Origin of the sequence: Beijerinckia sp. 28-YEA-48 (assembly GCF_900104955.1) — a bacterium.
Taxonomy (GTDB): domain Bacteria; phylum Pseudomonadota; class Alphaproteobacteria; order Rhizobiales; family Beijerinckiaceae; genus Terripilifer.
In genome coordinates this window covers 1219020-1241923 of record NZ_FNSI01000001.1, presented here as the reverse complement: position 1 = coordinate 1241923, position 22904 = coordinate 1219020, and the positions used below count along the sequence as shown (strand labels likewise).

Below are 22904 nucleotides of genomic sequence, written 5' to 3'. Positions count from 1 at the left end.
CTATCGGCGAAATTGAGCACCCACGCGAAGGCTGACGTCCAACTAAAGCTGCTGCTTGCAGCCACGGAACGTCACGCGCAACGTCGCCTGTTATAGCGGCCTGCGGCCTCGTCAGCGCCTAGGACGCTCCGAGAGCGACAATCTCCGAGGTCTTTAGAGACCAAACAGTGCCCCAAAACCTGGAAAATGGCGGGCGGCGCGGGCAAGGCCAGCGCCCATTGGACCTGCTTCGCGAGTGCGCGACCAGGCACATATTTTCAAAGCCACCCGCAAGCCTCATCGCAATTAGAGACGCTATATCAATGGGATATTAATTCTTCAATGGCTTGATACCATGGGATACCGCTTCATTCCCAAGACTAGCGTCACTGGATTCAACCAAACAAGCATGATCCTCGCATGATGAGTGTTCTTTCGTGCATCACCGAAAGCCATAACATTTGGCTGGTTCTCATCGCCGCGGCCATTTGCGTCGTCGGCTCGTGGGTGATGATCCGTTTGTTTCACCGCGCCGTCACCGCAACCGGGACACAAAAACTGGGCTGGCATGTGCTGACCGCCACGTCGCTGGGCGCGACGATCTGGTGCACGCATTTCATCGCGATGCTCGGTTTCAACCCTGGCGTTCCCATCGGCTTCGATCCAGTTTTGACGATCGTATCCCTGCTGGTCGCCGTCATCGGTGGCGCTGTTGGTCTCATGGTCTCGACCAGCAAGCTGGTCCGAATGGCCCCGATCTTTGGTGGCGCCCTCATCGGCCTCGCCATCGTTGCCATGCACTACACCGGCATGATGGGCTATCGCGTTCAGGGCCTCGTCTCCTGGAACATGCCCTATCTGATTGCTTCCATCGCCCTCGCGGTCGCCTTCGGCAGCCTGTCGCTGCATATCGCCATGAACAAGATCACCCGCAGTGGCCAGTTCCTCGCCGCCGGCGTTCTGGTCGCCGCCATCGTCAGCCTGCATTTCACCGCCATGACAGCCTTCCAGGTCTATCCCCTGCTGATCGAAGGCGACTATTCCAATCCCGACGCCATGCAGGCGTTGGCGCTGGCCATTGCCGGCGTCGCCGTCCTCATCCTCGGCGCCGGCGTTACCAGTTATTTCATCGACGATAGCCTGCGCGCCGAAGCCTACGAACGTCTACGCCGGATGGCGCTGATCGACAGCCTGACCAGCTTGCCCAACAGGGTGAGTTTTGATGCCCGGCTTGAACACGATCTCGAAACCGTCACCAGGACCGGCGGCAAAGTCGCATTGGTCGGCATCGACCTCAACCGCTTCAAGGATATCAACGACCAGCGCGGCCATAGCGTCGGCGATTACGTGCTCAAGGTTTTGGGCCAGCGCATGAACGACCTCCTACGCGACGGCGAATTCATCGCCCGGCTCGGCGGTGACGAATTCGCCGCCGTACAGCGCGTCAAGGACGACAGCACCCTCACCCATTTCCTGGCTCGGCTGCAAACTGCGCTGTTCGAATCCATCACCGTCGATGGCTACCCTGTCGTTACCGGCGCCAGCATCGGCGTCGCGCTTTATCCCGACAATGCCACTGACCAAGCGACCCTGATCAACAATGCCGATCTCGCCATGTATCGCGCCAAGGCCGATCTCGGCAAAGTGATCTGCTTCTACGACCAGTCCATGGACGAAACCGTCCGCGCTCGCCGCACCCTGGCCAATGATCTGCGCGACGCGATGAAGGCTGGCCAGCTAGACATTCACTACCAGGTGCAAACCTCGATCCCGAGCGGCCGTATCCTCGGCTTCGAGGCGCTGGCGCGCTGGAAGCACCCGCAACGCGGCAACATTTCACCCGCAGAGTTCATTCCGATCGCCGAGGAGAATGGCCTCATTCTGTACATCGGCGAATGGGTGTTGCGCACCGCCTGCGCGCAAGCTGCCGCATGGGTGCAGCCCTATAAGATTGCGGTGAACATTTCTCCCGCCCAGTTCACCCATGCCGATCTGCCCAAGCTGGTGCGCGACGTGCTGGAGGAAACCGGCCTTGCCCCCAATCGCCTCGAACTGGAGCTGACCGAGACGACCATTTTCACCGACAAAGAACGCTCGCTCGACATGCTGCACCAGATCAAGGCGCTCGGCGTCGATATCGCGCTCGACGATTTCGGCACCGGCTATTCCTCGCTCGATACGCTGCGGACCTTCCCTTTCGACAAGATCAAGCTCGACCGCTCGTTCATCAGCGAGGTCGAATCCAGCCCGCAGGCCAAGGCGATCGTGCGCGCCGTCCTGGCGCTGGGCAAAAGCCTCGATATTTCGGTTCTCGCCGAAGGCATCGAGACGCAGGGCCAGCTCTCTCTGCTCACGCACGAAGGCTGCGACGAAGCCCAGGGCTACCTCCTCGGCCGCCCCGCGCCCCTCCCCGACCTCATCGCCAGCGGCCAGCTCACCTTGCTCACACCCGAGGTGTTGAGGCAGGCAGTGGCGAAGGCGAAAGAGATGGACAAGGGGGTAAGCATGAGCAGCGGTGTGGCGATCGGCTCAGCCGCCTAGAACAAATTGCATTTCCTTGGAAACGCAATTTGCTTTGGAGACCGGCGGTGGCCCACAGCGAAAGCAACCCGATCCACTCAGCTAAGTCGGCAGCTGTCGCATCAAGCCCGCCTCGTTCACCATTGATACCTCAGCGTTCCCTTGCCGGCATAGCTGTTGCCACGACCTGAGAATTCGCCCTCGAACGTCGCGGCGATGGACAGACCACCCTGCCATTTCATCTCCGCTCCGGCCGAAACCAGCGCCGCATTACGCGCCGCCGCTGCACCATTAACAGTGAAGCCGGACGCAGGAAGGTTGAGGAAGGAGGCCGAGATCGAGCTGTTCGGGTTGTAGTTATGCGCCCAGGCGAGACGGCCGCGCAGCGTCAGCGTCGCATCACCCATCTCGAAGGCCGTGTCAGAGCGCAGACCCAGTTCCGAGCGCCAGGCGGTGACACTCTTCGAGCCATAGTTGAGCGCGAACAGACCGGGGCCGGTGATCGCCTGCTCGCTGTAATTGGGCAAAGCGATGTTGGTGAACTGGCCGGCCGCATAAGGCGTCACGCCGCCGAACGGGGTTGCCAAGCGATATCCGCCTTCAAGCCGGCCCGAGAAGGCGCTCGCGTTGAAGCGGGCGCGCAGCTGATCGAACATGACGCGCCGGTCGGTGGTGACGTCCTGCCAGCCGTAGGCGAGCGAACCGGCGACATAGGCCGAACCAAACGTCTGCCGGCCGTAGAGACCCGCCTGGAACATATTGGCCGAACCGCTGCCGGCGCCGCTGGCGAGGCGATAGCTGGTGCCGCCACCGCCGAGCGCGAAGCCAATGACCGTGTCGGGCGTGGCGCGATAGTCGGCGCCGGCGACGACGCCGAAGATGCCGTTGATCGCCGTGCTGGTGCCGGTGAGGGCTTGGCCGCGCGTCGTCTGCGTGCCGCCGTAGCTCGCGCCCCACACACTCCAGCGCGGTTGCTGGGTCACCATCAGAGGCTGCGCACCGCGCGGCAGCGGCGCATAGGACATTGGCACCATCGCGACGGTGCGACCGCTGGAATAAGGATCGGTCATCAGATTGAGGAAGCGATCCATCGCGGTGAGGGTCGCCTGCTGGACGCCCGTGGCGGATTCGCCCGAAGCCTGCGAGAGGCCGCTCGGCCCCAGGGCGCCGAACACCAGGGGAATACCGCCGGAGGTGTTGAACGAATTCACCAGCGCGTTGGCGACACTGGCCTGGTTCCCCGTCAGTCCGCTGCCGAAGTTCGGCGGCGTCGGTCCCGGCGGCGTGTAGTTCAGGGTCAGGTCGAGGTAGGCGTTGTTATGGTCATAGTCCAACGCCGCCGAGAAATTGCTCGGCAGATTGGTGTTCACCGGCCCCGAGAAGGTGCCGCTGACGCCGCCGGCCGCATTGAGCACGGTGTAACGCTTGGTGATATAGGCGCCCGAGTCATAATAGGCGGCGACACTGGCGCCATTGAGCGTGGCGATGCCGGAGACATTGACGCGATCGGAGGAAGTCGGAGAGACCTCGACCTGATAGGTCGATCCCCTCATGAAGGTGAGATCGCCCTGCACCGTCAGAGTACCAATCGAATTGCCGGCCGCCAAATTGCCGCCAGCATTGATGATCGTGTTGCCGACCGTGCCGTTGCCGGCGAGCGTGGCACCGTTGTTCACCGAGAGAAGCGACGATGAAGCGATGGACCCGTCGACACGCAGCACACCTGCATCGACCGTCGTCGTGCCGGTATAGGAGCTGGCGCCGCTCAAGATCTGGACGCCAGCGCCGGATTTAGCAAAATTGCCCGTTCCGGTGATCGCGCCACCGAAATCCCACGCCTGACCGCTCGCCGTGTTGACCGTTAGGGTCTTGTCGGTGAGCTGGACCATCGTCGTGTTCGACTTCTCGCTCATCAACCCCTTGATGGTGTTGTTCGCGGTGAGCGCCAACGTCGCTGTCGCGCCGCCGCCGATGCGGCCGAGATCCACTCCGGCGCTGGAGGCGACGGCATCGCCGACGCCCAGCGTCAGAGTACCTGCCTCGACGAATGTGCCGCCCGTGTAGGTCTGCACCGCTGCGATTGTGACATTGCCGCCATTGCCGCCGGTGCTGTCGTCCTTGACCAGGCTGCCGGCGAGCTTGGTGGTGCAAGCCTGTTGCATCTGGCAGCCGTCGCTGATGACGCCGCTATAGATACCGGAACTCGCTTGATCGAAGACGATCAGGCCGCCCGCATTGATGATATTCGCGTTCCCGCTCGACACATTGGCCGTGGTGAGATCGAGCGTCGATCCCTGCTCGACGATGGTGCCGCCCGAATAGGTGTTGCCCGTGCCGGTCAACTGCAAGGTGCCGCCGATCAGATGCAGCACACCCGTGCCCGTCACGTTGCCGGCGAACTTGCCGCCGCCATTTTGCGCAAACTGCACCTCGCTGGCGCCCGACGTCACGATATTGTTCGTATTGGTGAACGACGAGGCACTCACCCGCAGCGTTCCGGCATTCACGGCAATATTGCTGCCCGTCGTCAGCGTCATCGTCGCGCCGGACAGATCGAGCATGCCGGTCCCGACTTTGACGATCGCGGCCGATCCGGCGGCCACGTCAGTCGCCGTGATCGTGCTTGAAATCGTCGAATCCAGATTGTTCAGCGCCGCATTGGTGTTGTTGGTCTGGCCAATGGTCAGCACGGTGTTAGCGCCGGAGACCTTGATCGTGCTGTTGCTGCCGCCGCTATTGAGCGAGCTGAAGGCATTGCTGGCGGCGATCGTCAGGCCCGCAGGCGCCGGATTGCTCTTGACGTTCGACAGATTGACGCCGCTGACATTGAGGAACGCGTTGGCAGCGGTGAGGTTCAACATGCCGGAGTCGACGTTGATCCATCCGGTGAGATTGGGAGACGCCGTGCTCAGCGTCAGCATGCCCTCGCCCGCGATGGTCAATCCATTCGTTCCGACGATCTCGGACGAAATGGTATTGCCCAAGGTCGTGCCAGAAACCGCGGTGCTTCTGGAGTAGATAATGCCCTCGCTGCCGCCGAAGATCAGCTTGCCGCCCATGATATTGGCGGTGTTGCTGCTGCTGCCGCCCAGGATGAGCCCGGCCGGGTTGACACCATCGCCGAGCGTCAGCGAGTTGCTGGCGTTGATCGTAACGGTCGCCTTGCTGTCGACTTTGAGCGCATAGGCATATCGATTGGTCGCAATCGTGCCGTTGTTCGTCTGCTCCACGATCCCAGCATTGGGGACCGTCGTCGAGGCATCGTTGATGCCGCCGCTCGCGCCGCTTCCAGCTTTGGTATAGGTCGCCTTGACGTAACCATTGGGGCCGTAGGTCAGAAAATCATAGGCATCCGCACCGCTGGTGTTTGAAATCATCCAAGCGGGCGCCATGGTGTTGGTCAGTGCTGGCGCGCCAGAATAGACGAATTCGCTTGTCCCAAGGGACGTCGCCGTCGACGGCTGGATGAAGAGCGTCGAACGATCGGTGCGGGTCACGCCATTCGTCAGCGTAACCGCCGTGTTCTTGCCGGCGCCGGCCACGAAGCGCAAGGTGGAGGTTGCGCCAGTGGCGTTCGTCGTATTCGAACCGCTGATATTAAGTGAGCCGAACGTCACGGCGCCGTTACTCGTCGCGCTGCTGTTGGTGATGTCCAACCGGCGCTGCACGTCGGTCAAAACGCCAGCGAACGAGGTGTTGAAGCCATTCGTGTCGAACACGCTGCCGCCAGTCAGCGTCACGCTGCGAACTGAACTGAAGGAGGCGCCGGGCTTGAACGTGCCACCATCGAGAATGATTTGACCGATCGAATAAGCCGGCCCGCTTGTATTGCCCAGCGCGGCGTCGCTCGAAGCCTGGAACGTACCGGCCGAGACGATCCAATTGCCGTAGAAATTGGGATTGCTGCCAGCGGTCGGAGCGAGAACGACGGTCCCGCTTCCCCCGATGGAGAGATCGGAGAAGCCGGTGGCATTGTTGTCCAAAGAAATAATCGGACCGGTCAATGTGATGATGTTGCCGTTGGGATTGATGGTCGCGACTTCGCCACCAGCGCCGATCGGCCGGTTGAACGTCATCGAGCTGTTGATCTGCAGCGTTCCTTTGCCCTCGCTGAGGCTATTGAAAACGATGCCATTCGCGGCACGCACGTCGTCGGCTGTGAGGATGCTCGAAACCGCCAGATTGGACGGGCTTGCAGCGCCAAGATTGGCATCGCTGCTGATAATCAACGTCCCGGCGAGGATCGTGGTGCCGCCGGTATAGGTATTGTTGCCTGACAGTGTAACCTTGCCGCCGCGATCGGCACCCAATTGTAGAATCAGGCCCGTCGTCGAATCCGGCGTGCCAATGGTCACTGTGCCGAGATTGAGACCGCGCAAGCCAGTGAAGGTGCCGTAGCCATCGAGCGCGCCGCTGTTGACAGTCGCGGTGTCGATGACACTGCTGATATTAAGACCAGCAGCCGGAAGGATATAGCCCGGCAACTGCGCCACGGTAACATCGGCGCCGCCCTGCTGCAGCTTGGTCACATTGGCACCGTTCAAATTCCACTGGGTCGCCAGCAGGATATCGCCGGGCGAGAGATACGCCAGGCCGAGGCCGTTGTTGGCGTAGCGGTAGGCATTGGCCCAAATGAAATCGGAGTAAAAAGCCGCCGTCTTGTCGAGACCGGGGATCGTCGAGCCAACCGCCCCGCTGATATTCGAAGCCGTATCGAACAGCTTCGATCCCTTGTTCTTCAGGATGCTGTATTCCAATCCCCGATAAGGGTCATTGGTCATGCCCGAAAAGGATGATGGAATAGGAGCCCCAGTGAGCGGGTCGACGGACTTCACGACGCCATTGTCGAGCGGCAGCAGAAAATTGCTGGACTGCATCTTGGCCCAGAATTGGGCCTCGGTCAGGTTCGAATAGTTGGCGATGACGTTGACATAAACCGACGGATTGGAGGCGCCATACACGGACTGTTGCAGCGACGTGAATGTATGATGGCCATTGGTCAGATAGAGCTTGCCGCCCGGCCCTATCACCACCGGCTCGAGGCTGCTCAAAAGATCGTTCTGAACCCCTGCCGCAGTGAGTAGATCATAGGCAGTGACCTTCTTGCCAACCTCGGCGAAACCGAGGTTGAGCTGCGTCGGCAGAATGTCGTTGACGTGCACCGTGTACAGCGCGAGGGGGCCGGCGACAATGCCGGACGCGGCGCTCGGATCGTAGTTCTGAAAGGCCGTCGCTGGGAGCTGCCCGGCCATACCATGACCGGCGAAGACAAGAGCGACAACCGAAGCGGAGCACAAAAGCGTGAAACGCCGCAGGACGCTCCCTTGAGATTGACCATACACGCTCACGCTCGCAGCCGCGCGAGCAACACCCTGCACAGAAAACGACATTTATATCAAAGCCCCAGCACCAACCCTGGCGACCCCGTAGAACTACTGAATGACAGATTGATGACGATTAACGTCTGTTAAGGAAATGCGATCAGACGAACGTCAGACTTGAACAGAAAAGTTTTTGTCATGAGATGCAGACGACGCGTTCTGAGCTCCCGCGAACGCATTGAGACACAGGCCGGCTTCTCGCTGCGTGGCGGAAGGCTTCCGGTTACATCGCGCTCCAGTACTCAATTTCATTACGTGTGAGGCACGTTGCGCTTAACGGCAACGAAAGTCACAGCCAAACCTACGCCATGACCCATCTCCATTGGGTTGTTCCGATCGGCTGTAACGGTTTATTTTTAGCCCCAACTTTTCCTATCGCTGTAAACTCCGTCAATATCGATGGCGATGGCCAGGGAGATTTGACATGGAAGACCGAGAGGTTCGCGCGCTTCTGGATCGCCACTGGGCCGCCTCCGATGCCAACGACTTCGAGGCGGAGCACCAGATTTATCGAGAGGATGCGGTGCTCGAATATCCCCAGTCGGGCGAGCGCCTGCGCGGGCGGCAGGCGATCCAACTGTCGCGCGCCGCGCAGCCGAACCGGAAGCGTTTTACGGTGCGACGAATAATCGGCTCGGGCGACCTCTGGGTCACCGAATATATCCTCACCTATGACGATCAGCCGTCCTACACGGTGAGCATCATGGAGTTCCGCGAGGAAAAGGTGGCCCGTGAGACCCAGTATTTTGGCGATCCGTTCACACCGGGGCCTTCACGCGCGCAATGGGTCGAGCAAATGTCCTGAAACGCAAGGAGAGTTATGTGCCGCTCGCGCGCGCTGACCTGCCAGCGGATACCGCCTCCCTCGCCCGTTATCTCATCGGCAAAATATTGGTGCGGCGCCTGCCAGAAGGCACCGTCAGCGGCCGAATTGTCGAGACCGAGGCGTATATCGTCGGCGACGCCGCCGGGCACGCCTATCGGGGAATGACGCAGCGCAATCGTTCGCTGTTTCTCGAACATGGGCACGCCTATGTTTATATCGCCTATGGCACCTCATACATGCTGAATGTCTCAAGCGAGGCGCCCGGCATCGGAGCCGGCGTCCTGATCAGAGCGCTCGAGCCGCGCGAAGGCATCCCGATCATGCGGCAGAATCGTGGTGTCGAGCGCTTGCGTGACCTGGCGCGCGGACCAGGACGCCTCGCCGCCGCGTTGCAGGTTGATCGTCAACTTGATGGGCTCGACCTTTGCCAGGAAGGCCCTCTATGGCTCGAGCGCGGCGACCCCGAGCCCGGCGAAATCGGCGAAAGCATCAGGATCGGCATTTCGCGGGACGCCCACCGCCTCCTACGATTTTATCTTCGGAACAGTCCGTTCGTCAGCGGTCCAAAATCCCTCAATGAATGAGATCCCTCACGCGAGATGAGAGAAATGGCCGCCCCTACCCCTTCGCGGCCATAGCACTCAACTCTTCAAGATCGAGGTCTCGCTCCAGTTCGTGCAGAGTCTCATCATCGATATCGCCGGCCCGGTGCAATCGTATCAGTTCGCGACGTCCGGTGGCGACCGCTTCCAGAACCACATCGAAATGGGCATGAAGCATCGGCGTGTAGTGATCCGTGCGCGCCGCATAGTCGACGATCATGACCGCCTTACGCTGATACCGATCCAGCAATTGCGGATGAATGAGCGTGCCTTCGCTATCATAAGCGAAGGTCTGGACGGTCGCAAACTGCGCCTGGGCCATGGCGGCTTCGGCCTGGCTCATGGTGAGGCGCGCCTTCTCAGACTCCGGCTCGCCCAGGCCAGCCCAGTTGATCACCCGCCCCAACGTCGTGCCCTGGACCAGCACGGTTCCGAGAATGACGGCGAAGGACGTCACCAGAATGAAGTCGCGGCCGGGAAAACCTTCCGGCACGCTCAACGCCAGGGCCAGCGTGACCACGCCGCGAACACCTGCCCAGCTCAACACGGTGGCGCCGCGCGCGCCCAGCGGCGCGTAGCGATTGAGCCCCAAGGCATTACAGAGCTTGATCACCACGTCGGATCCAAACACCCAGGCGAAGCGCGCCAGAGTGAGTGCGAGCACAATCACCAGGATCGGCCATCCCATCGTGGCGACCACCACGTCGAAGCCACCACCACGTTCGACGACGCCGCGTAGCGACAGCCCAATCAAGATGAAGACTGCGGCTTCCATCAGGAAAACGATCACGGTCCAGAATGACGTGCCGCGCATGCGGGTTGCCGCCGACAGGACGGTGTGCTGGTGCCAGCCCACGATCAGGCCGGTGGTCACGGTGGCGATGACGCCTGAAACATGGATCAATTCGCCGAGCAGGTAAGACGCCCAGGACAACAAGGCCGTCGCGGCGATCATCAGATATTCATCGCCAAGACGACGCACGAGCAAGACCCAGGCAGTGCCAACAACGATGCCGACGAGAGCGCCACCGACCGCCAGCAGGAAAAAATTGCCGACAGCATCAACAGCGCTAAACATGCCGGTGACACCCGCTGCAATGGCGAAACGGAATAGCACCAGGCCACTCGCATCGTTGAGCAGGCTTTCCCCCTCAAGCAGAATTTGCAGACGCCGGGGCATTCTGACCCGTTGCAACACGGCACGGGCGGAGACCGCGTCAGGTGGCGAGACGATCGCCCCCAGCGCCGCACATGCCGCCCAGGGCAGCGACGGAAACAGCAGGTGCGTCACCACGGCGACGACGACGCAGGTAAACAACACCGCGCCAACGGCGAGCGAGGCAATGCCGATCATGTGCCGGCGCAAGCGGCCCAGAGCAATCGACCAGGCGCCGTCCATCAGCAGCGGCGGCAGGAAGATGACGAGCACCAAAGCGGGATCGACGGTGATCGCCGGCAGGCCCGGCACGAAGGCCAGCGCCCCGCCCCCGACAAGCAGCGCCACGGATGGCGGCAGGCCGATCCGATGGGCGGCATAGTGCAACGCAATGATCGCCACGAACATGCCGATCACGAGTTCGAATAAATGCGTTGGATCCATACGTCTTAGTCCCGACACGGCTTTGCTGGCGACGGTCCTATTACAAAGCGCGTTGCGCCGAAACGCAATTACTCTGTCCGATGCACATGGATTTTGATTTTAAAGAGAAATTTGACTGCTCCGGAATGTCCTGGCCTTCAGGGACGACCGATCAACCACGAAACCAACGCTGGCGACTCCGTTGAAGACATGAATGCGTCAATTGCTTCTCCCGAAAGTGGGTCTACATTCATCTTTGGCGACCAGCATTGCACAGTCACTTGAGAGGGGTTCATTGATGAAGTCATACATCCTTGGTCTGATCGCAGTGCTGAGCAGCAGCCCGCTTTTGGCCGCCGAGCAATCTCCCGCCTGTCTGGCTAAACGTGCCGAAATCGAGAAAGGCATTTCCGCCGCGCAAGCGCGCGGCAATACCCGAGAGGTCCGAGGGCTCCAAAGGGCTTTGCGCGCCAACATAAGCCATTGCACGACGGCTTCGCTTGAGGCTGAGCGCAATCAAAAGATCGAGAATGCTAAGGCAAAACTCGCGAAACGGCAGGCCGAATTGGCAAGAGCCGAACGCACGGGGGATGCGCGAAAAATCGCCCAGCGACGAGCCAAAGTTGAGGAAGCGCGGCAAAAACTCAGCGAAGCCCAACAGCCTCTGCCGCAGTAACGCGGGTACTCAACGTCACCCGCCCGGCCGCCTAAAAAACCTTCCAGAACAGCAAGATCATGATCGCATAGGTCGCCACCAGCAAAACGGCGCCCAGCAAGTCCACACGCGTTCGCCCAGCCTTCGGCGGTGTTAGCCACCAGCTGAGCCTATTGGCGGTCCACGGCACCAGATACGAGGTCAGAATAACGCTGAACGCGTTGCCGATGAACAGCGCGACCGGAAAATCCAGCTTGAGCGCCCCCATAAGAATGGGCGTGCCGACCAGGAGGCCCCACAGGAATACGACCGGATAGAGCGTCAGCAGGACGATCATGTTCATCTTCCACGCCGCCGGCGGCGGTGCACCCTCGGGCGTGGCGTCGCGAAACCATTGTTCGAAACCGCTTTCCGCCATGCGCGTATGGAATTCCGCCGTCAGCGGTGCGGCTTCCTCGATGAGCTGACGTCGTTGCGGTGACTCTAGCCAGGCGTTCAGATTGGCCTCGCTGTCGAACCGCAAGATCGCGACAAAATCCTCCTGCACGCCGGGCACGGACGGTTCAAAGCGATAGCCCTGCAATCCCGCGGCCTTCGACTGCGCCGCGGCGATCTTCTGTTCCCATTTCAGATATTCGGCCTCCATGCCGGGCTTCACCCGCGTGCTGATCACCGCGGAGACCGGCGCCGTGCGCGCCGCACTGGCAGCGTCGCGCACGATATGCACATCGTCGCGCCCCACGAGCATGGGAGCAGCGCCTTCGATACGGGATTGCCGTTCGGACGAGCCCAGCCATCGCTTGGCATCGTCCAGACTGACGAAGCGCTGCAGGATCACCCAATCGACTTGCAGCGGCGGATGCGGCGGCATCAGCCGCTGCTCGATGAATCCTGGGAACCCGGAAATCACCCGGCTGGTTTCGCCTTGCCATTGCGCGAATGCTTCGCCGCACTCGGGCCGCACGCTGGTTTGCGTGACGAGACTGACGCTGGTCGCCGGATCGCTCATGTGGCGGTGCTGAGTTTAGCGAACAGACGATCGGGCGTGAAAGGCAGATGTGAGAACCGCACGCCCGTGGCATTGGCCAAGGCATTCGAAACGGCCGGCGCCACCGGATTGATGCCGCATTCGCCCTGGGACTTCGCGCCAAGGGGACCGATCGCATCGGTCGTGTCGGCAAAGAAGATGTCGGTATGCGGCGTATCGGCAAAGGTCGGGATGCGGCAGTTGCGCAGCTGCGGGTTGACCATGTGTCCGTTGGCGTCATGCACCATGTTCTCAACCAGCGACCAGCCATAGCCCATGGCAACGGCGCCATCGAGCTGGCCACGGCACTGCATCGGGTTGATCGGTCGGCCGATATCGGCCGCATGGACGCTGTGCAGCACACGGATTTCGCCGGTCGCGCGATGCACGGCAAGACGCACCCCCTGCACGTTGAAGGCGATCGTGCGCGGCGACAGATAGGCCCGGCGGCTCACCGAGAAGCGATGATCGACTTTCGTGCCTTCCGCATAGAGCTCGCGCAGCGAAATGCGCCGGTTGCCGCAGATGACGCCATCGTTGTCGAGGCGGCATTGGTCGATCGGCACACCGGTATGCCGACTGGCGAAATCGAGGATGTCGGCCGACATCGCCTCGGCCGCCAGATGAACCGCCTTGCCGCCGACCACGACGCCGGTGCTGGCAAAGGTGCCGGTGTCATAGGGGGTCCGATCCGTATCGGCATTGATGATGTCGACATCATCGGCGCGCGTGCCGAGGATCGAAGCGGCAATCTGCTTATGCGCCGTGGTGATGCCATTGCCCATTTCGGTCGAGCCGCAGGCCAGATGATAGGTGCCGTCCGGCAGCAACCGCATCTCGGCGCCCGAGCGATGCTCGGTCGGTGGCCCGCATTCCAGCATGGCCAAGGCGATCCCCTGGCCCTCGGCCCAATCGGCGCCCTCGGGCTTGGGGACGCCATTGCCCTTCTTCAGCTCGCGCTCGACGATGTCGAGACATTCGCCGATGCCATAGCTGCCGAAGCTGGCGTCGCTCGGTTCCTTCCAGATCGATTCAATGTTGTCGCCCGGCCGAACCACATTCTTGCGCCGCATCTCGAACGGGTCGATGTTGAGCTGTCTTGCCAGTTCGTCGATCGCGCATTCCACCGCGAATGTGGTCTGCGAAGCGCCATAACCGCGAAACCCGCCGCCTGGCGTCATATTGGTGTAAACGGCGTGGCCGATGCCCTTCTTGTTGGCACAGCGATAGGCCGCGATCGGGCTCGCCATCGCGGCCGCCAATGTTTCGCTGCCATGGCCACCATAAGCGCCGGTGTTAGAGAACACTTCGACGTCGAGCGCCGTCAGCGTGCCGTCCTGGCGCGCGCCGATCTTCACCCGGGTGGTCATCTGGTGGCGCGTCGTCGCGGCGATGAATTCGTCCTCGCGGTTCCACTCCCACTTCACCGGACGGCCCAGTTTCATCGTGGCGAACAATACGAGATCTTCCGACACCATTTCCTGCTTGCCGCCGAAGCCACCGCCGACGCGCTCGGTGAATACATGCAGATCGCGGGGCGGAATGCCCATGATATAGGCGAGCTTCTGCCGCGCGGCGAACGGCGCCTGTGAACTCGTGCGCACATGCCAGCGGTTATCCTCGCCCTTCCAGGCGATCGATCCATGGGTCTCCAGGTGCACATGCTGCACGCGGGTGGTTGAATAGGTCTGCTCGTGCACCACATCTGCTTGCGCGAAGCCCGCGGCGACGTCGCCGATTTCGCCCTGCAACGTGCAGAAGATATTATCGCTTGCGGTGAGCTGGTCCTTGTCATGCAGCAAAGGTGCGCCCGGCTGCATCGCCAGCACCGGATCGAACACGGCCGGCAGGATCTCATAATCGACATGCAGCGCCCGGCATCCCGCCTCGGCCGCAGCCTCGGTTTCGCCCACCACGGCGGCAACCCGCTGACCGACGAACCGCGCGACGTTGTCGAGCAGCCTTATGTCATCGGGATCGACGAGATGATCCTCGTGCAAGGCCGAGCTGAACAGGCGGCCGGGCACGTCCTCCCATGTATAGACGGCGAGGACGCCGGGCACGGCGAGCGCCGCGCGGCGGTCGATGGAGACGATGCGCGCATGGGCATGCGGCGAGCGTAAAACCTTGAGATGCAGCAGCCCTTCGATGGCGAGATCCATCGTATAGCGCGCCGTGCCGGTGACGATGGCATCGGTGAACGGATTGGGCAGGCTGGCGCCCAGCGCCTTGCCGGCCACATCAGCCTCGATGTTGCAGGTGCCATGCAGCGCGTCATTGATCGAGCGATAGCCGGTGCAGCGGCAGAGATTGCCCTTCAGCGCATGCGGCAGATCGTTTTTCTGCGCCTCGGTCAGCGTCACGGCCGTCATGATCATGCCGGCAGTACAGAAACCGCATTGGAAGGCCTGCGCATCGTGAAACGCCTTCTGCATCGGATGCAGTTCGCCATTCGTCGCCAGGCCCTCGATCGTCGTGATCTCACGGCCTTCGCCCCGGAACGCCGGCACCAGGCAGGAATGGAACGGCTTGCCATCGATATGCACCGTGCAGGCGCCGCAATCGCCCGCGTCACACCCCTTCTTGACGCCAAAGACATCAAGATCTCGCAAAAAGGTGCGCAAGCACTGGCCGGCTGCGGGCTCAGCCGCATAGTGACGGCCGTTGACATGGAAATGGCTCACGCGAGCTCCTCTCGGATCTGTTCGGCCAGATAGAGCGTGACGTGACGCTTGTAGGCCGCCGACCCGTGCACGTCTTCGAAATAGGCGTCCGGCGGCAATCGCGCCTCCAGTGCCTGGCGCAGCTCTGCGGCCGACGGAAACTTGGCGAAGCGCAACTGCACGGGACGCGGCGTGGCGGCCGAAACCGTCAGCAGGAAATCGGCGCCATTGTCTTCGACCGTGGCGATGATGAGGGCTGCCGAGCGGCCGAATTTCGTCAGCGACACCTGCCGCATGGCGGCGCGTTTCGACAAAGCCGCCACCGGCAGATGGATCTTGCGCAGCAACTCGCCCTTCTGCAGCACGTTCTGGTGGTTGCCGGTGACGAAATCGACGACCGACACTTCGCGCGGCTCGCCCTCGCGTGGCCACAGCGTGCACACGCCTTCCAGCGCCGCCGTCAACGAGATCATCGCGCCAGCAGGCAGCGACATGCAAACATTGCCGCCGATGGTCGCCGCATTCCAGATCTTGAACGACATCAGGAATGCATCGATCGTTTGCCGAAACAGCGGCACCGCGCGCCATCCGGGCAAGCCTTGAAAGTCGCCGTGGAAATCATGCAGTTCGACGACGCGGCAGGTCGCGGCGATGTCGAGGCCCGCTTCCGTCACCGTCAGCGGCGTCCAGCCCAAGGCGTCGAGATCGATCAGCGTGTCAACGGCCACCTGCGGCTCGGAGAACAGCCAGGTGCCGCCGGCGAGCCACGAATAGCCATCGCGCCAACCACCAATGTCGTCGCAGGATGTCGGGCGTTTGACTTCGGTTATCGTGCTCAAATTCATGATCGTCTCTCGCTCACGCTCGTAGACTTCGTCAGGGCTTGTAGACTTCGACCGTCTGCATCATGCCCATTTCCTCGTGGTTCATCATGTGGCAATGGACCATGAAGACGCCGGTAAAATCGAGAAAGCGAGAGCGGAACACGACCTCGCCGCCCTTGCGATCGACGATCACCGAATCCCGCCATTGCGGCACGGCGAGCGGCTTGCCGTTGATCGACACCACCTCGAACGGGTTGGTGTGGATATGAAAGACATGATCGTCATGCTCATGGGTGTTGACGACCGTCCACTCCTCGACCGCGCCGAGCTTGACCCGATGATCGATACGGCGCGGATCGAATTTCTTGCCATCGATGAAGAACTCAAATTCCTGCCAATGGCCGGCGGCATCGGCCTCCGGCGCGGTGGCCGAGAAAATCACCTTGCGGCGGTTGGTGATTTCGGACGCCTTGATGCTTTCCAACGGCGGGCGCGGCAAGGCGCCCGGCAGTTTCATGTTCATCGGCGCGCCGGAGACCACCACCCGGGCGAGAGACCCTGTCGGCGAAGGATGGCCTTGATCGTAAGGCATAGCCTCGAGCGCATAGGTGCCGGCGGGGCCGGCCTGCACCAGAATATCGGCGCGCTGGCCCGGCGCGATCAGCAACTGCTTAAGGGGCTGCACCGCGCCGAGCTGAATGCCGTCATAGGCGATGGCATGCAGATCATGCTTCTCCAGATCGAGCAGCATATCGTCTTGATAGGCCGCGTTGAGAATGCGCCAGCGCTGCACTTCGCCAGGGCGCATGGCGATCATCGGCCGCCGTTGTCCATTGATCGCCAGAAAGCGTGTGGCCGTCTCGGGAAACAGCGTCTCGAAATTCTCGACCATGCCATGCGCATCGTGCACGACCTGGGTCAGCACCAGCAGGCGCTCTTGCGCCGCAGCGATTTCCGGCACATCGGCGAAATCGCCCTCGATGACGACAGCGCCCACCATGCCGCTCGACATCTGAATATCGGCGCTGCCGTGGTGGTGCGGGTGATACCAATAGGTGCCCTTGGTGTGATCCTCCGGCAGCTTGATTTCAATGTCGTAGCTGAAGCCTGGCGCCATCGAGCGCATGACGTTATCGGCGATGCCGCTCGGGCTGACATGCGCACCGTGGAAGTGAAAATTGGTGTTGTTGAACTGATGCGGCCGGCTCATGTCGGCTGGCATGGCATCGCGGTTCGGCGGCAGGTCGTTGATCAGCTTGATACGCAAGGTTTCGCCAGGCTTCATGCGCAGAGTCGGCCCCGGGCTGCCACCCTCATAAGAGCGGACATAGAGCCTGACGCCACCGATCCGCCGATAGGCATAACCGACGCGCAAGGTCGTGCTCAGCACACCATTGACGGAGCGCCGCACCTCGGGCTCGAGCAGCGGCTGATCCATGGCGGGCACCACTTTGTCCGCCACCCGGCCCAGCGCCGGCGACATGTCCATATCGCCGTGATTGTCGTGCCCGGCATGACCCGCGTGTTGCGCTCGGGCCGCCCCTGCGGTCAGCAGCAGCGCGCCGACACCGGCACTGCCATTGAGCAGTTGGCGTCGTGACAATGTGTTGATGCGCGCGGCGCTGGCCACGGCACCCTTATCGTCCGGTTTCCCCAACACTTCAGTCCCCCATACCCACTCCGTCTCCAGTATACCGCGTTGATAAATTTAAGATGAATGAACTTCGTCAAAGACTTGCAGGCAAAGAGGCCAGCGACGACGTGGCGATCAGTAGAGCTACGGAGCCATGACGCCCCTCGCCGTCGGCATGGAAAAAGCCCCTTGCATGGGGTTGTTCCTCAGTTTTGCCCGACACCCCCTCCCCACCTCCTTCCAGAGGGATCCTGCGAACGACCCTTTGCCCCGCTGGCGCATCATCTCTCGGGTTCTTGCCTCGGGTCCGCCCTCATCGCGAAAATACGAAGCCAGGGCGGCGGATTTTTGTTCTTATTTTGTTTCCACTGCTTCCGCCTTTCCAAATAGGTTGGATCGCTATCATCTGGGTCGCGCGCGCTGAGAGGCGCTGCGTTGGCGACCTGATCGGCCGCGAGTGAACGGTCGGTCAGGCACGATCTGGTCAGCCCTACACACCAGCTCCAAGAAGACGCGATCGACGATCAACGGCCAGCGACACTATGAAACGGCTGCTCAAAATAAATCGCCGCGCCCCTGCTATTGCAGCACGCAGAAGCGCGCCGACCCCGATGCAGCTATCGAGCACTTCGCGCCATGACAACTTGTTGATGCGCGCCACGATGACAGCGGCACCCTTAATCTTCCAGCCACCCAGCAATGTATCCCTCTACCATTGATCCATCCTCGGTATCGCGATCCCAAATTCAGCATAAATTCCGTCGGAAGGCAGGGAACTCAATTCGCTGTGACGTAGATCGCAACTGCGATAGGTTCGCGGGTATCGCGTTTTGAAGGGAGGCTGACATAGGTGGCTGATAATCTGCGAGAGTTCTACCACAGCCTGAACCGAGAGGAGGCAGACCTCGCAGCGGATATTGCGGCCGACCGGCTAGGTCTCCTGATGCGCATCGCCATCAACGAGCTCGACCTCGATTTCGAAGGGGTGCATCTAATCAATACCGTAGGCGATGCCAACCATGAGCGCTGGTATATCATGCGCATCGGTGTGATCCGCATCATAAAGCTGGCAATGCAGGCGCACCAGCAGTTCGAGGCGCCAACGCTGACGTTCCAGCGCGATCTGCGATATTCGCTCTCAGTGCTTTCCCTGATCAGAAAAGTCGGCACTATTGAGCATGGCCGGCGGGTGGCGCAAAGCGTGACCGTGAAGTCAGGCCGCATCGAGAGGTTGCCTGATTGCTTCCACATCGTCCTACCTTCCCAGCTAATCGACCTCGAACTGCATGAGCGCGAGCTCGAGCGTTACCATGTCGCGCAGCAGCGCGCGATGTTCGCGAACGACTATGAAGCGCTTATTGGCTCTAAGATAGGTGACGAGGTGAGAGCCTTACTCACCGAGCTCGTCTATCCGTTCCGCGATCACTTTATCGGGTATGAGGCCGACCCCGCCCTCGACTTCTATTTTTTCGGCCATGCCTACAATGAAATCATGCTCGCTAAAGGCTTCGACACCTTCCACTTCTCCACGATATTTGGTGGCATCACGTTCTCGAACTACAAGCTAGCGGCGATGTTCATCGTGTCGATTGGGATGAAACATCGCGCATTTGTGCGGGCGCTCATGGATAAGAGGCCAACTATCCGGATCGAGGACATACTCACAGTGTCGGTCGCAACCGACGGTTTCCTCGAAGGCCTGCGAGAATTCATCAACGAGTTCGGCAAGCGTTTTGGGGGACATGTACCCGTCACCGACAAGGACGTCCGGATCATTTTCGATGTGCTATCCGTGAACCGGCGGAACTTGGCGCTACTGGATCGCCCCGGAGCGCCGATACCGCCGTTGATCCAGTGCTCAGATGACCACGTCATCAGGCCCTTGGCCGGCGCGACCAGCGATGAGGTCATGCTGTTCCTTTTGAACTCGCTCCAGCACAGCTTCCCAAAGGACTACGACCGAGCCCAACGGACGCGGGAGGGCGCGATGCAGCGGGCTGTCGAAAGTACCTTGCGCCCTTTGCTTCCAGAACTGGAGTTTCGAGGCAACGTCAAGCTGAGGCAGTCCGGCAAGGTCCTAACGGACCTCGACCTAGTAGTCATAGAGCCCTCCACCGATCGCGTGGTCCTCATTCAACTGAAGCATCAGGATCCGTACGGCGCAGACTTGGCCACCATGCAAGCGCGGACGGGTCGGCTGAATCAGCAGGTCAGCGACTGGCTGCGCAAAGTGCGCTCATGGTTCGCCGCTGCAAGCACATCCGAAGTGCGGGCGACCCTACGACTTCCGTCCTCCATGACCAGCCCGGTTGTAAGCCTCCTGGCTTTGACGCGCCACTATGCTCATTCGCTACGGTTGGTCGTCGACGGCAACGATGCGGTCTTCTCCAATTGGTCTCAACTGGTTACCGCGGTCGAACGATTGCAGGAACGAGGAGAGCCTGTCCCCACGGTGGACGATCTCCTTGATGAGTTGAGGATATTGAGCGTTCCCGAGGAGGAGCATTATCTTCCCGAGCCTCCCAGCGATTGGACCGTCGGATCCCTGCGATTCACGATCGAGCAGGAGCGGGACTGAGCGTCGTCTCAAAACTACGAAAGGCAACGACGTTAAGCTGAACACGATTCTTATCAGCGTGATCCATTTCCCCGCACTGGCATCCAGGACAATCCCACCGACAAGGTTCGCAAGCTTGGCATCTCCGTAACGAAGTTCCGCTCCGTGTAGACACTGCTCGCAACACGTCACCCCTTCCACTATCCAAGCCTCGTATGTATGTATCGTTACGAGCGCAGTTCATTTTTCGGGGACACTATGATCTTCACAAAAGAAATACTTCGTCAGGTCATCGCATGGTCAGTATTGAAGGCATCAAAATCGCTCGGAATCATCGGCAAAGATGAGGATGAGAGCTCCCTTCCAGAAAATGTATTAGAGCTGATTTCCGTATCACCGAACCACATTGATGCCCTTACGAAGTTTGCGACTGCCTATCAGGATTGGTACGCATTCCATCTTGAGATCTATAAGGCAGGCAAAAGCGGAAATCTGTCCCCGTCAGAAGAAACCCAATTACTTAGCTTGATTGATCGCCGCGACGCTGCCAGAAAAGCGCTCGTCGAAATCACGTCCTAATGTGAAGAAATACATCCCTACTGGGAGCGACGACAATCGCCGGAATATCCTCGCCACGTTAGTTATCGCGCCCGCGTTCGTGCCGCATACCCATTGAGCACGATGGTTAGCCTTCCGCATCGCGTTGTTAGAGAAGGGTGTTTAACCCCTGTCGGCATCGAGAAAAAAGATCGCGGTCTCAGAATCTTGTAGTTCTGGCGTCGCGTAGGTCCAAGTGAGCGGTGATCGCCCATGATAATCTCCGACAATCCCAGGCGGCAAGCGCGTTGCTTGGCCGGACGCTGCCAAGCCGCTTCGAGGATGTCCGCGCGAACGTTCTCGCCTCCCCCCGCCCCCTTCGCTTAAAACACCTCCTAAGGCTGCAGGCCCAATTGCTGCGTGCCGTAGAGTGCCGACAGCGCGTCCCAATCGAGACTGGCGTGCTGGGCCGCGACGGTGCCATCGCGCCAGAAGCGTTGAACGCGGTTCTTCTTGTCGGCCGCCGACGCGCCGGACTTCGTGAAAATGTCGCTCGCCACCTCGGCGGCGGTGCGGGCCCCAAATCCGTGGTTGCGCCGGATGCGGACGCGCTGCTCGATCTTGAGCGTCCCGCCGTGACGAACCAGCTCCTGACCCTCTGCGAGGCTGGTCACCATCAGCGTGCGTGCGGCGTCGAGGCGCGCGGCGGAGCGGCCGATCAGGCTCTGGGTCAGCGGCTGGTCAGCGACCTTCTCGAACACGCCGGGCCTCGTCATCCGCTTTGCCTCCCGCGCATTCTCCGTGAAGGCATCCAGCGCCCCTTTCGCCATGCCGACGATGGGCGCGACCAGAGCGGTTGGACTAAACGTCGGATAGCCGAAGCGCGCCTGATCATTGTCCGGCACGCTGAGCCCCGGCACTTGGCCGGAAAAAGCCACGCTCAGCGGCAGCACGCGGTGCTTCGGCACAAAGACCGGCTCTGTGATGTGCACAGTCTTCGATCCCGTGCCGCGCAGTCCGCTGACATTCCAACTGTCGTGATCAACAGTGACGTCGCCAATCGGCACGAGGCACCAGGCGATGGCCGGCGGTCCATCCCGGCCGGGGATCAACGCCGCCAGGATGAGCCAGACGGCGCTGTCGACGCTGCCTACATCCGCACGACCTTGGGGAACTCCACAGCCAGGTGATCGATAAAGGCGCGAATGGAAGGCAGCAGACCCTGCCGATAAGGAACCAGCGCTGTCAGCGTGGAATCGCCGGCGAGCCAATCCGGCAGGACGCGCCGCAGGCGCCCCGACCGCACGTCGTCCCGGCAGATGTAACCCGGCAGCGAGACGATCCCCAGGCCTGCGATCGCCGCCTGCTTGAGACCAATCATGTTATCGCTCAAAAGACGCGGCGCGAGCGGCATGATCACCTCGTCCTTCCCTTCGCTTGCGTGCCGCAGCCGCCAGGTTGGAGCGACCCCCGTTCGCATCATGAACAGCGATCGATGCTTGGTGAGATCTTGCGGCGTTTCCAAGTCGCCATTGGCGTCGAGATAGGCCGCCCCACCGAAGAGGAACCAGGGCGCCGGCGCCAGGGTTCTCTGAACCAGCGCGGAATCCGGCAAGGGTCCGGTGTGCGCCCGGATCGCCACATCGAAATTATCGCCGACGATATCGACGATCCGGTCCGTCGCATGACAGACCACATTCACCTTGGGAAACCGGACCAGGAAGTCGGCGACCATGTCCCGCATCGCAAACTCCGCGGTCGCCACACCCGTTGTAAATCGCACCGTGCCGGTCGGCTCGGTCAGCCGATGACGAATGGCCGTCTCCGCATGTTCGGCCTGTTGCAGCATCGCGACGGCATGCCGGTAGAACTCGTCGCCAGCCTCGGTCATGCCGAAGCGCCGCGACGTTCGGTTGAGCAGTCTTACGCCAAGCTCGCTCTCAAGCTGCTGAATCCGGTGGCTCAGCGTCGACTTAGGCACGCGCAGCGTGCGCCCTGCGGCGGTGAAGCCGCCCCGGTCCACCACCTGGACGAAGTAGTAGAAATCATTGAGATCGAGCACGCACCCTCCATCGTCCAATAGGTCGGACGCTAAGTTGCGATTTAAGCGACTTCTTAGCC

Annotated in this window: 14 protein-coding genes; 6 read left to right on the top strand and 8 right to left on the bottom strand. The window is 61.0% G+C overall.

Translation table 11 applies throughout. The annotated features are described in order from the left end of the window. Positions 1-399: 399 nt before the first annotated feature. A complete protein-coding gene (locus BLW50_RS05815; protein ID WP_090698797.1) occupies positions 400-2520 on the top strand; it encodes a putative bifunctional diguanylate cyclase/phosphodiesterase in 2121 nt (706 codons plus the stop codon). Between the two features lie 116 nt (positions 2521-2636). On the opposite strand, the gene BLW50_RS05810 is transcribed toward BLW50_RS05815, so the two are convergent. Further along, positions 2637-7751, bottom strand: a complete 5115-nt coding sequence (locus BLW50_RS05810; RefSeq protein ID WP_170850006.1) for an autotransporter domain-containing protein — start codon at positions 7749-7751, stop codon at positions 2637-2639. A gap of 553 nt (positions 7752-8304) precedes the next feature. Here BLW50_RS05810 and BLW50_RS05805 point away from each other — a divergent pair. Beyond that, positions 8305-8685, top strand: a complete 381-nt coding sequence (locus BLW50_RS05805) for a nuclear transport factor 2 family protein (protein WP_090698792.1) — start codon at positions 8305-8307, stop codon at positions 8683-8685. Then, entirely contained in the window at positions 8664-9290 is a 627-nt protein-coding gene (locus BLW50_RS05800) for a DNA-3-methyladenine glycosylase (protein ID WP_090698789.1), read from the top strand. Before BLW50_RS05805 ends, BLW50_RS05800 begins: the two co-directional genes overlap by 22 nt. A gap of 34 nt (positions 9291-9324) precedes the next feature. Here BLW50_RS05800 and BLW50_RS05795 read toward each other — a convergent pair whose 3' ends face one another. Further along, complete coding sequence (locus BLW50_RS05795; RefSeq protein WP_090698785.1) at positions 9325-10908, bottom strand: Na+/H+ antiporter; 1584 nt, start codon at positions 10906-10908, stop codon at positions 9325-9327. 193 nt (positions 10909-11101) lie between these two features. On the opposite strand from BLW50_RS05795, the gene BLW50_RS05790 reads away from it, so the two are divergent. Beyond that, positions 11102-11563 carry a DUF1090 domain-containing protein gene (locus BLW50_RS05790; RefSeq protein ID WP_090698782.1) on the top strand — a complete coding sequence of 154 codons (462 nt, stop codon included), beginning with the start codon at positions 11102-11104 and terminating at the stop codon, positions 11561-11563. A 31-nt stretch (positions 11564-11594) separates the two neighbouring features. On the opposite strand, the gene BLW50_RS05785 is transcribed toward BLW50_RS05790, so the two are convergent. The 4 genes from BLW50_RS05785 to BLW50_RS05770 are packed head-to-tail and all read right to left on the bottom strand — an operon-like array spanning position 11595 to position 17716. Beyond that, positions 11595-12551, bottom strand: coding sequence for a putative antibiotic biosynthesis monooxygenase (locus BLW50_RS05785; protein ID WP_090698779.1), 957 nt, complete (start codon positions 12549-12551; stop codon positions 11595-11597). Further along, positions 12548-15253: a molybdopterin-dependent oxidoreductase gene (locus BLW50_RS05780; RefSeq protein ID WP_090698776.1), complete on the bottom strand. Its 2706-nt coding sequence runs from the start codon at positions 15251-15253 to the stop codon at positions 12548-12550. The genes BLW50_RS05785 and BLW50_RS05780 overlap by 4 nt, the downstream gene beginning before the upstream one ends. Further along, the gene (locus BLW50_RS05775) at positions 15250-16077 is read right to left on the bottom strand and encodes an FAD binding domain-containing protein (RefSeq protein ID WP_090698774.1); all 828 of its coding nucleotides are present in this window, start codon (positions 16075-16077) and stop codon (positions 15250-15252) included. Before BLW50_RS05775 ends, BLW50_RS05780 begins: the two co-directional genes overlap by 4 nt. A gap of 31 nt (positions 16078-16108) precedes the next feature. Continuing rightward, positions 16109-17716 (bottom strand): multicopper oxidase domain-containing protein, encoded by a 1608-nt coding sequence (locus BLW50_RS05770; protein WP_090698771.1) that lies wholly within the window; start codon positions 17714-17716, stop codon positions 16109-16111. Positions 17717-18539: 823 nt separating this feature from the next. Between BLW50_RS05770 and BLW50_RS05765 the strand changes: the two genes are divergently transcribed. Both BLW50_RS05765 and BLW50_RS05760 read left to right on the top strand, forming a co-directional pair. Then, positions 18540-20267, top strand: a complete 1728-nt coding sequence (locus tag BLW50_RS05765) for a hypothetical protein (RefSeq protein ID WP_090698768.1) — start codon at positions 18540-18542, stop codon at positions 20265-20267. A 237-nt stretch (positions 20268-20504) separates the two neighbouring features. After that, positions 20505-20825: a hypothetical protein gene (locus tag BLW50_RS05760; RefSeq protein WP_090698765.1), complete on the top strand. Its 321-nt coding sequence runs from the start codon at positions 20505-20507 to the stop codon at positions 20823-20825. Positions 20826-21178: 353 nt separating this feature from the next. On the opposite strand, the gene BLW50_RS05755 is transcribed toward BLW50_RS05760, so the two are convergent. Further along, a complete protein-coding gene (locus tag BLW50_RS05755; RefSeq protein WP_090698761.1) occupies positions 21179-21895 on the bottom strand; it encodes an acyl-CoA dehydrogenase family protein in 717 nt (238 codons plus the stop codon). 38 nt (positions 21896-21933) lie between these two features. Beyond that, complete coding sequence (locus BLW50_RS05750) at positions 21934-22845, bottom strand: LysR substrate-binding domain-containing protein (RefSeq protein ID WP_090698756.1); 912 nt, start codon at positions 22843-22845, stop codon at positions 21934-21936. Positions 22846-22904 lie beyond the last annotated feature (59 nt).

Coding starts and splice junctions, on each gene's coding strand:
- BLW50_RS05785 (WP_090698779.1), bottom strand. CDS start 12,551: ATGAGCGATCCGGCGACCAGCGTCAGTCTCGTCACGCAAACCAGCGTG.
- BLW50_RS05810 (WP_170850006.1), bottom strand. CDS start 7,751: ATGGCCGGGCAGCTCCCAGCGACGGCCTTTCAGAACTACGATCCGAGC.
- BLW50_RS05790 (WP_090698782.1), top strand. CDS start 11,102: ATGCGTCAATTGCTTCTCCCGAAAGTGGGTCTACATTCATCTTTGGCG.
- BLW50_RS05760 (WP_090698765.1), top strand. CDS start 20,505: ATGATCTTCACAAAAGAAATACTTCGTCAGGTCATCGCATGGTCAGTA.
- BLW50_RS05800 (WP_090698789.1), top strand. CDS start 8,664: ATGGGTCGAGCAAATGTCCTGAAACGCAAGGAGAGTTATGTGCCGCTC.
- BLW50_RS05815 (WP_090698797.1), top strand. CDS start 400: ATGATGAGTGTTCTTTCGTGCATCACCGAAAGCCATAACATTTGGCTG.
- BLW50_RS05775 (WP_090698774.1), bottom strand. CDS start 16,077: ATGAATTTGAGCACGATAACCGAAGTCAAACGCCCGACATCCTGCGAC.
- BLW50_RS05805 (WP_090698792.1), top strand. CDS start 8,305: ATGGAAGACCGAGAGGTTCGCGCGCTTCTGGATCGCCACTGGGCCGCC.
- BLW50_RS05795 (WP_090698785.1), bottom strand. CDS start 10,908: ATGGATCCAACGCATTTATTCGAACTCGTGATCGGCATGTTCGTGGCG.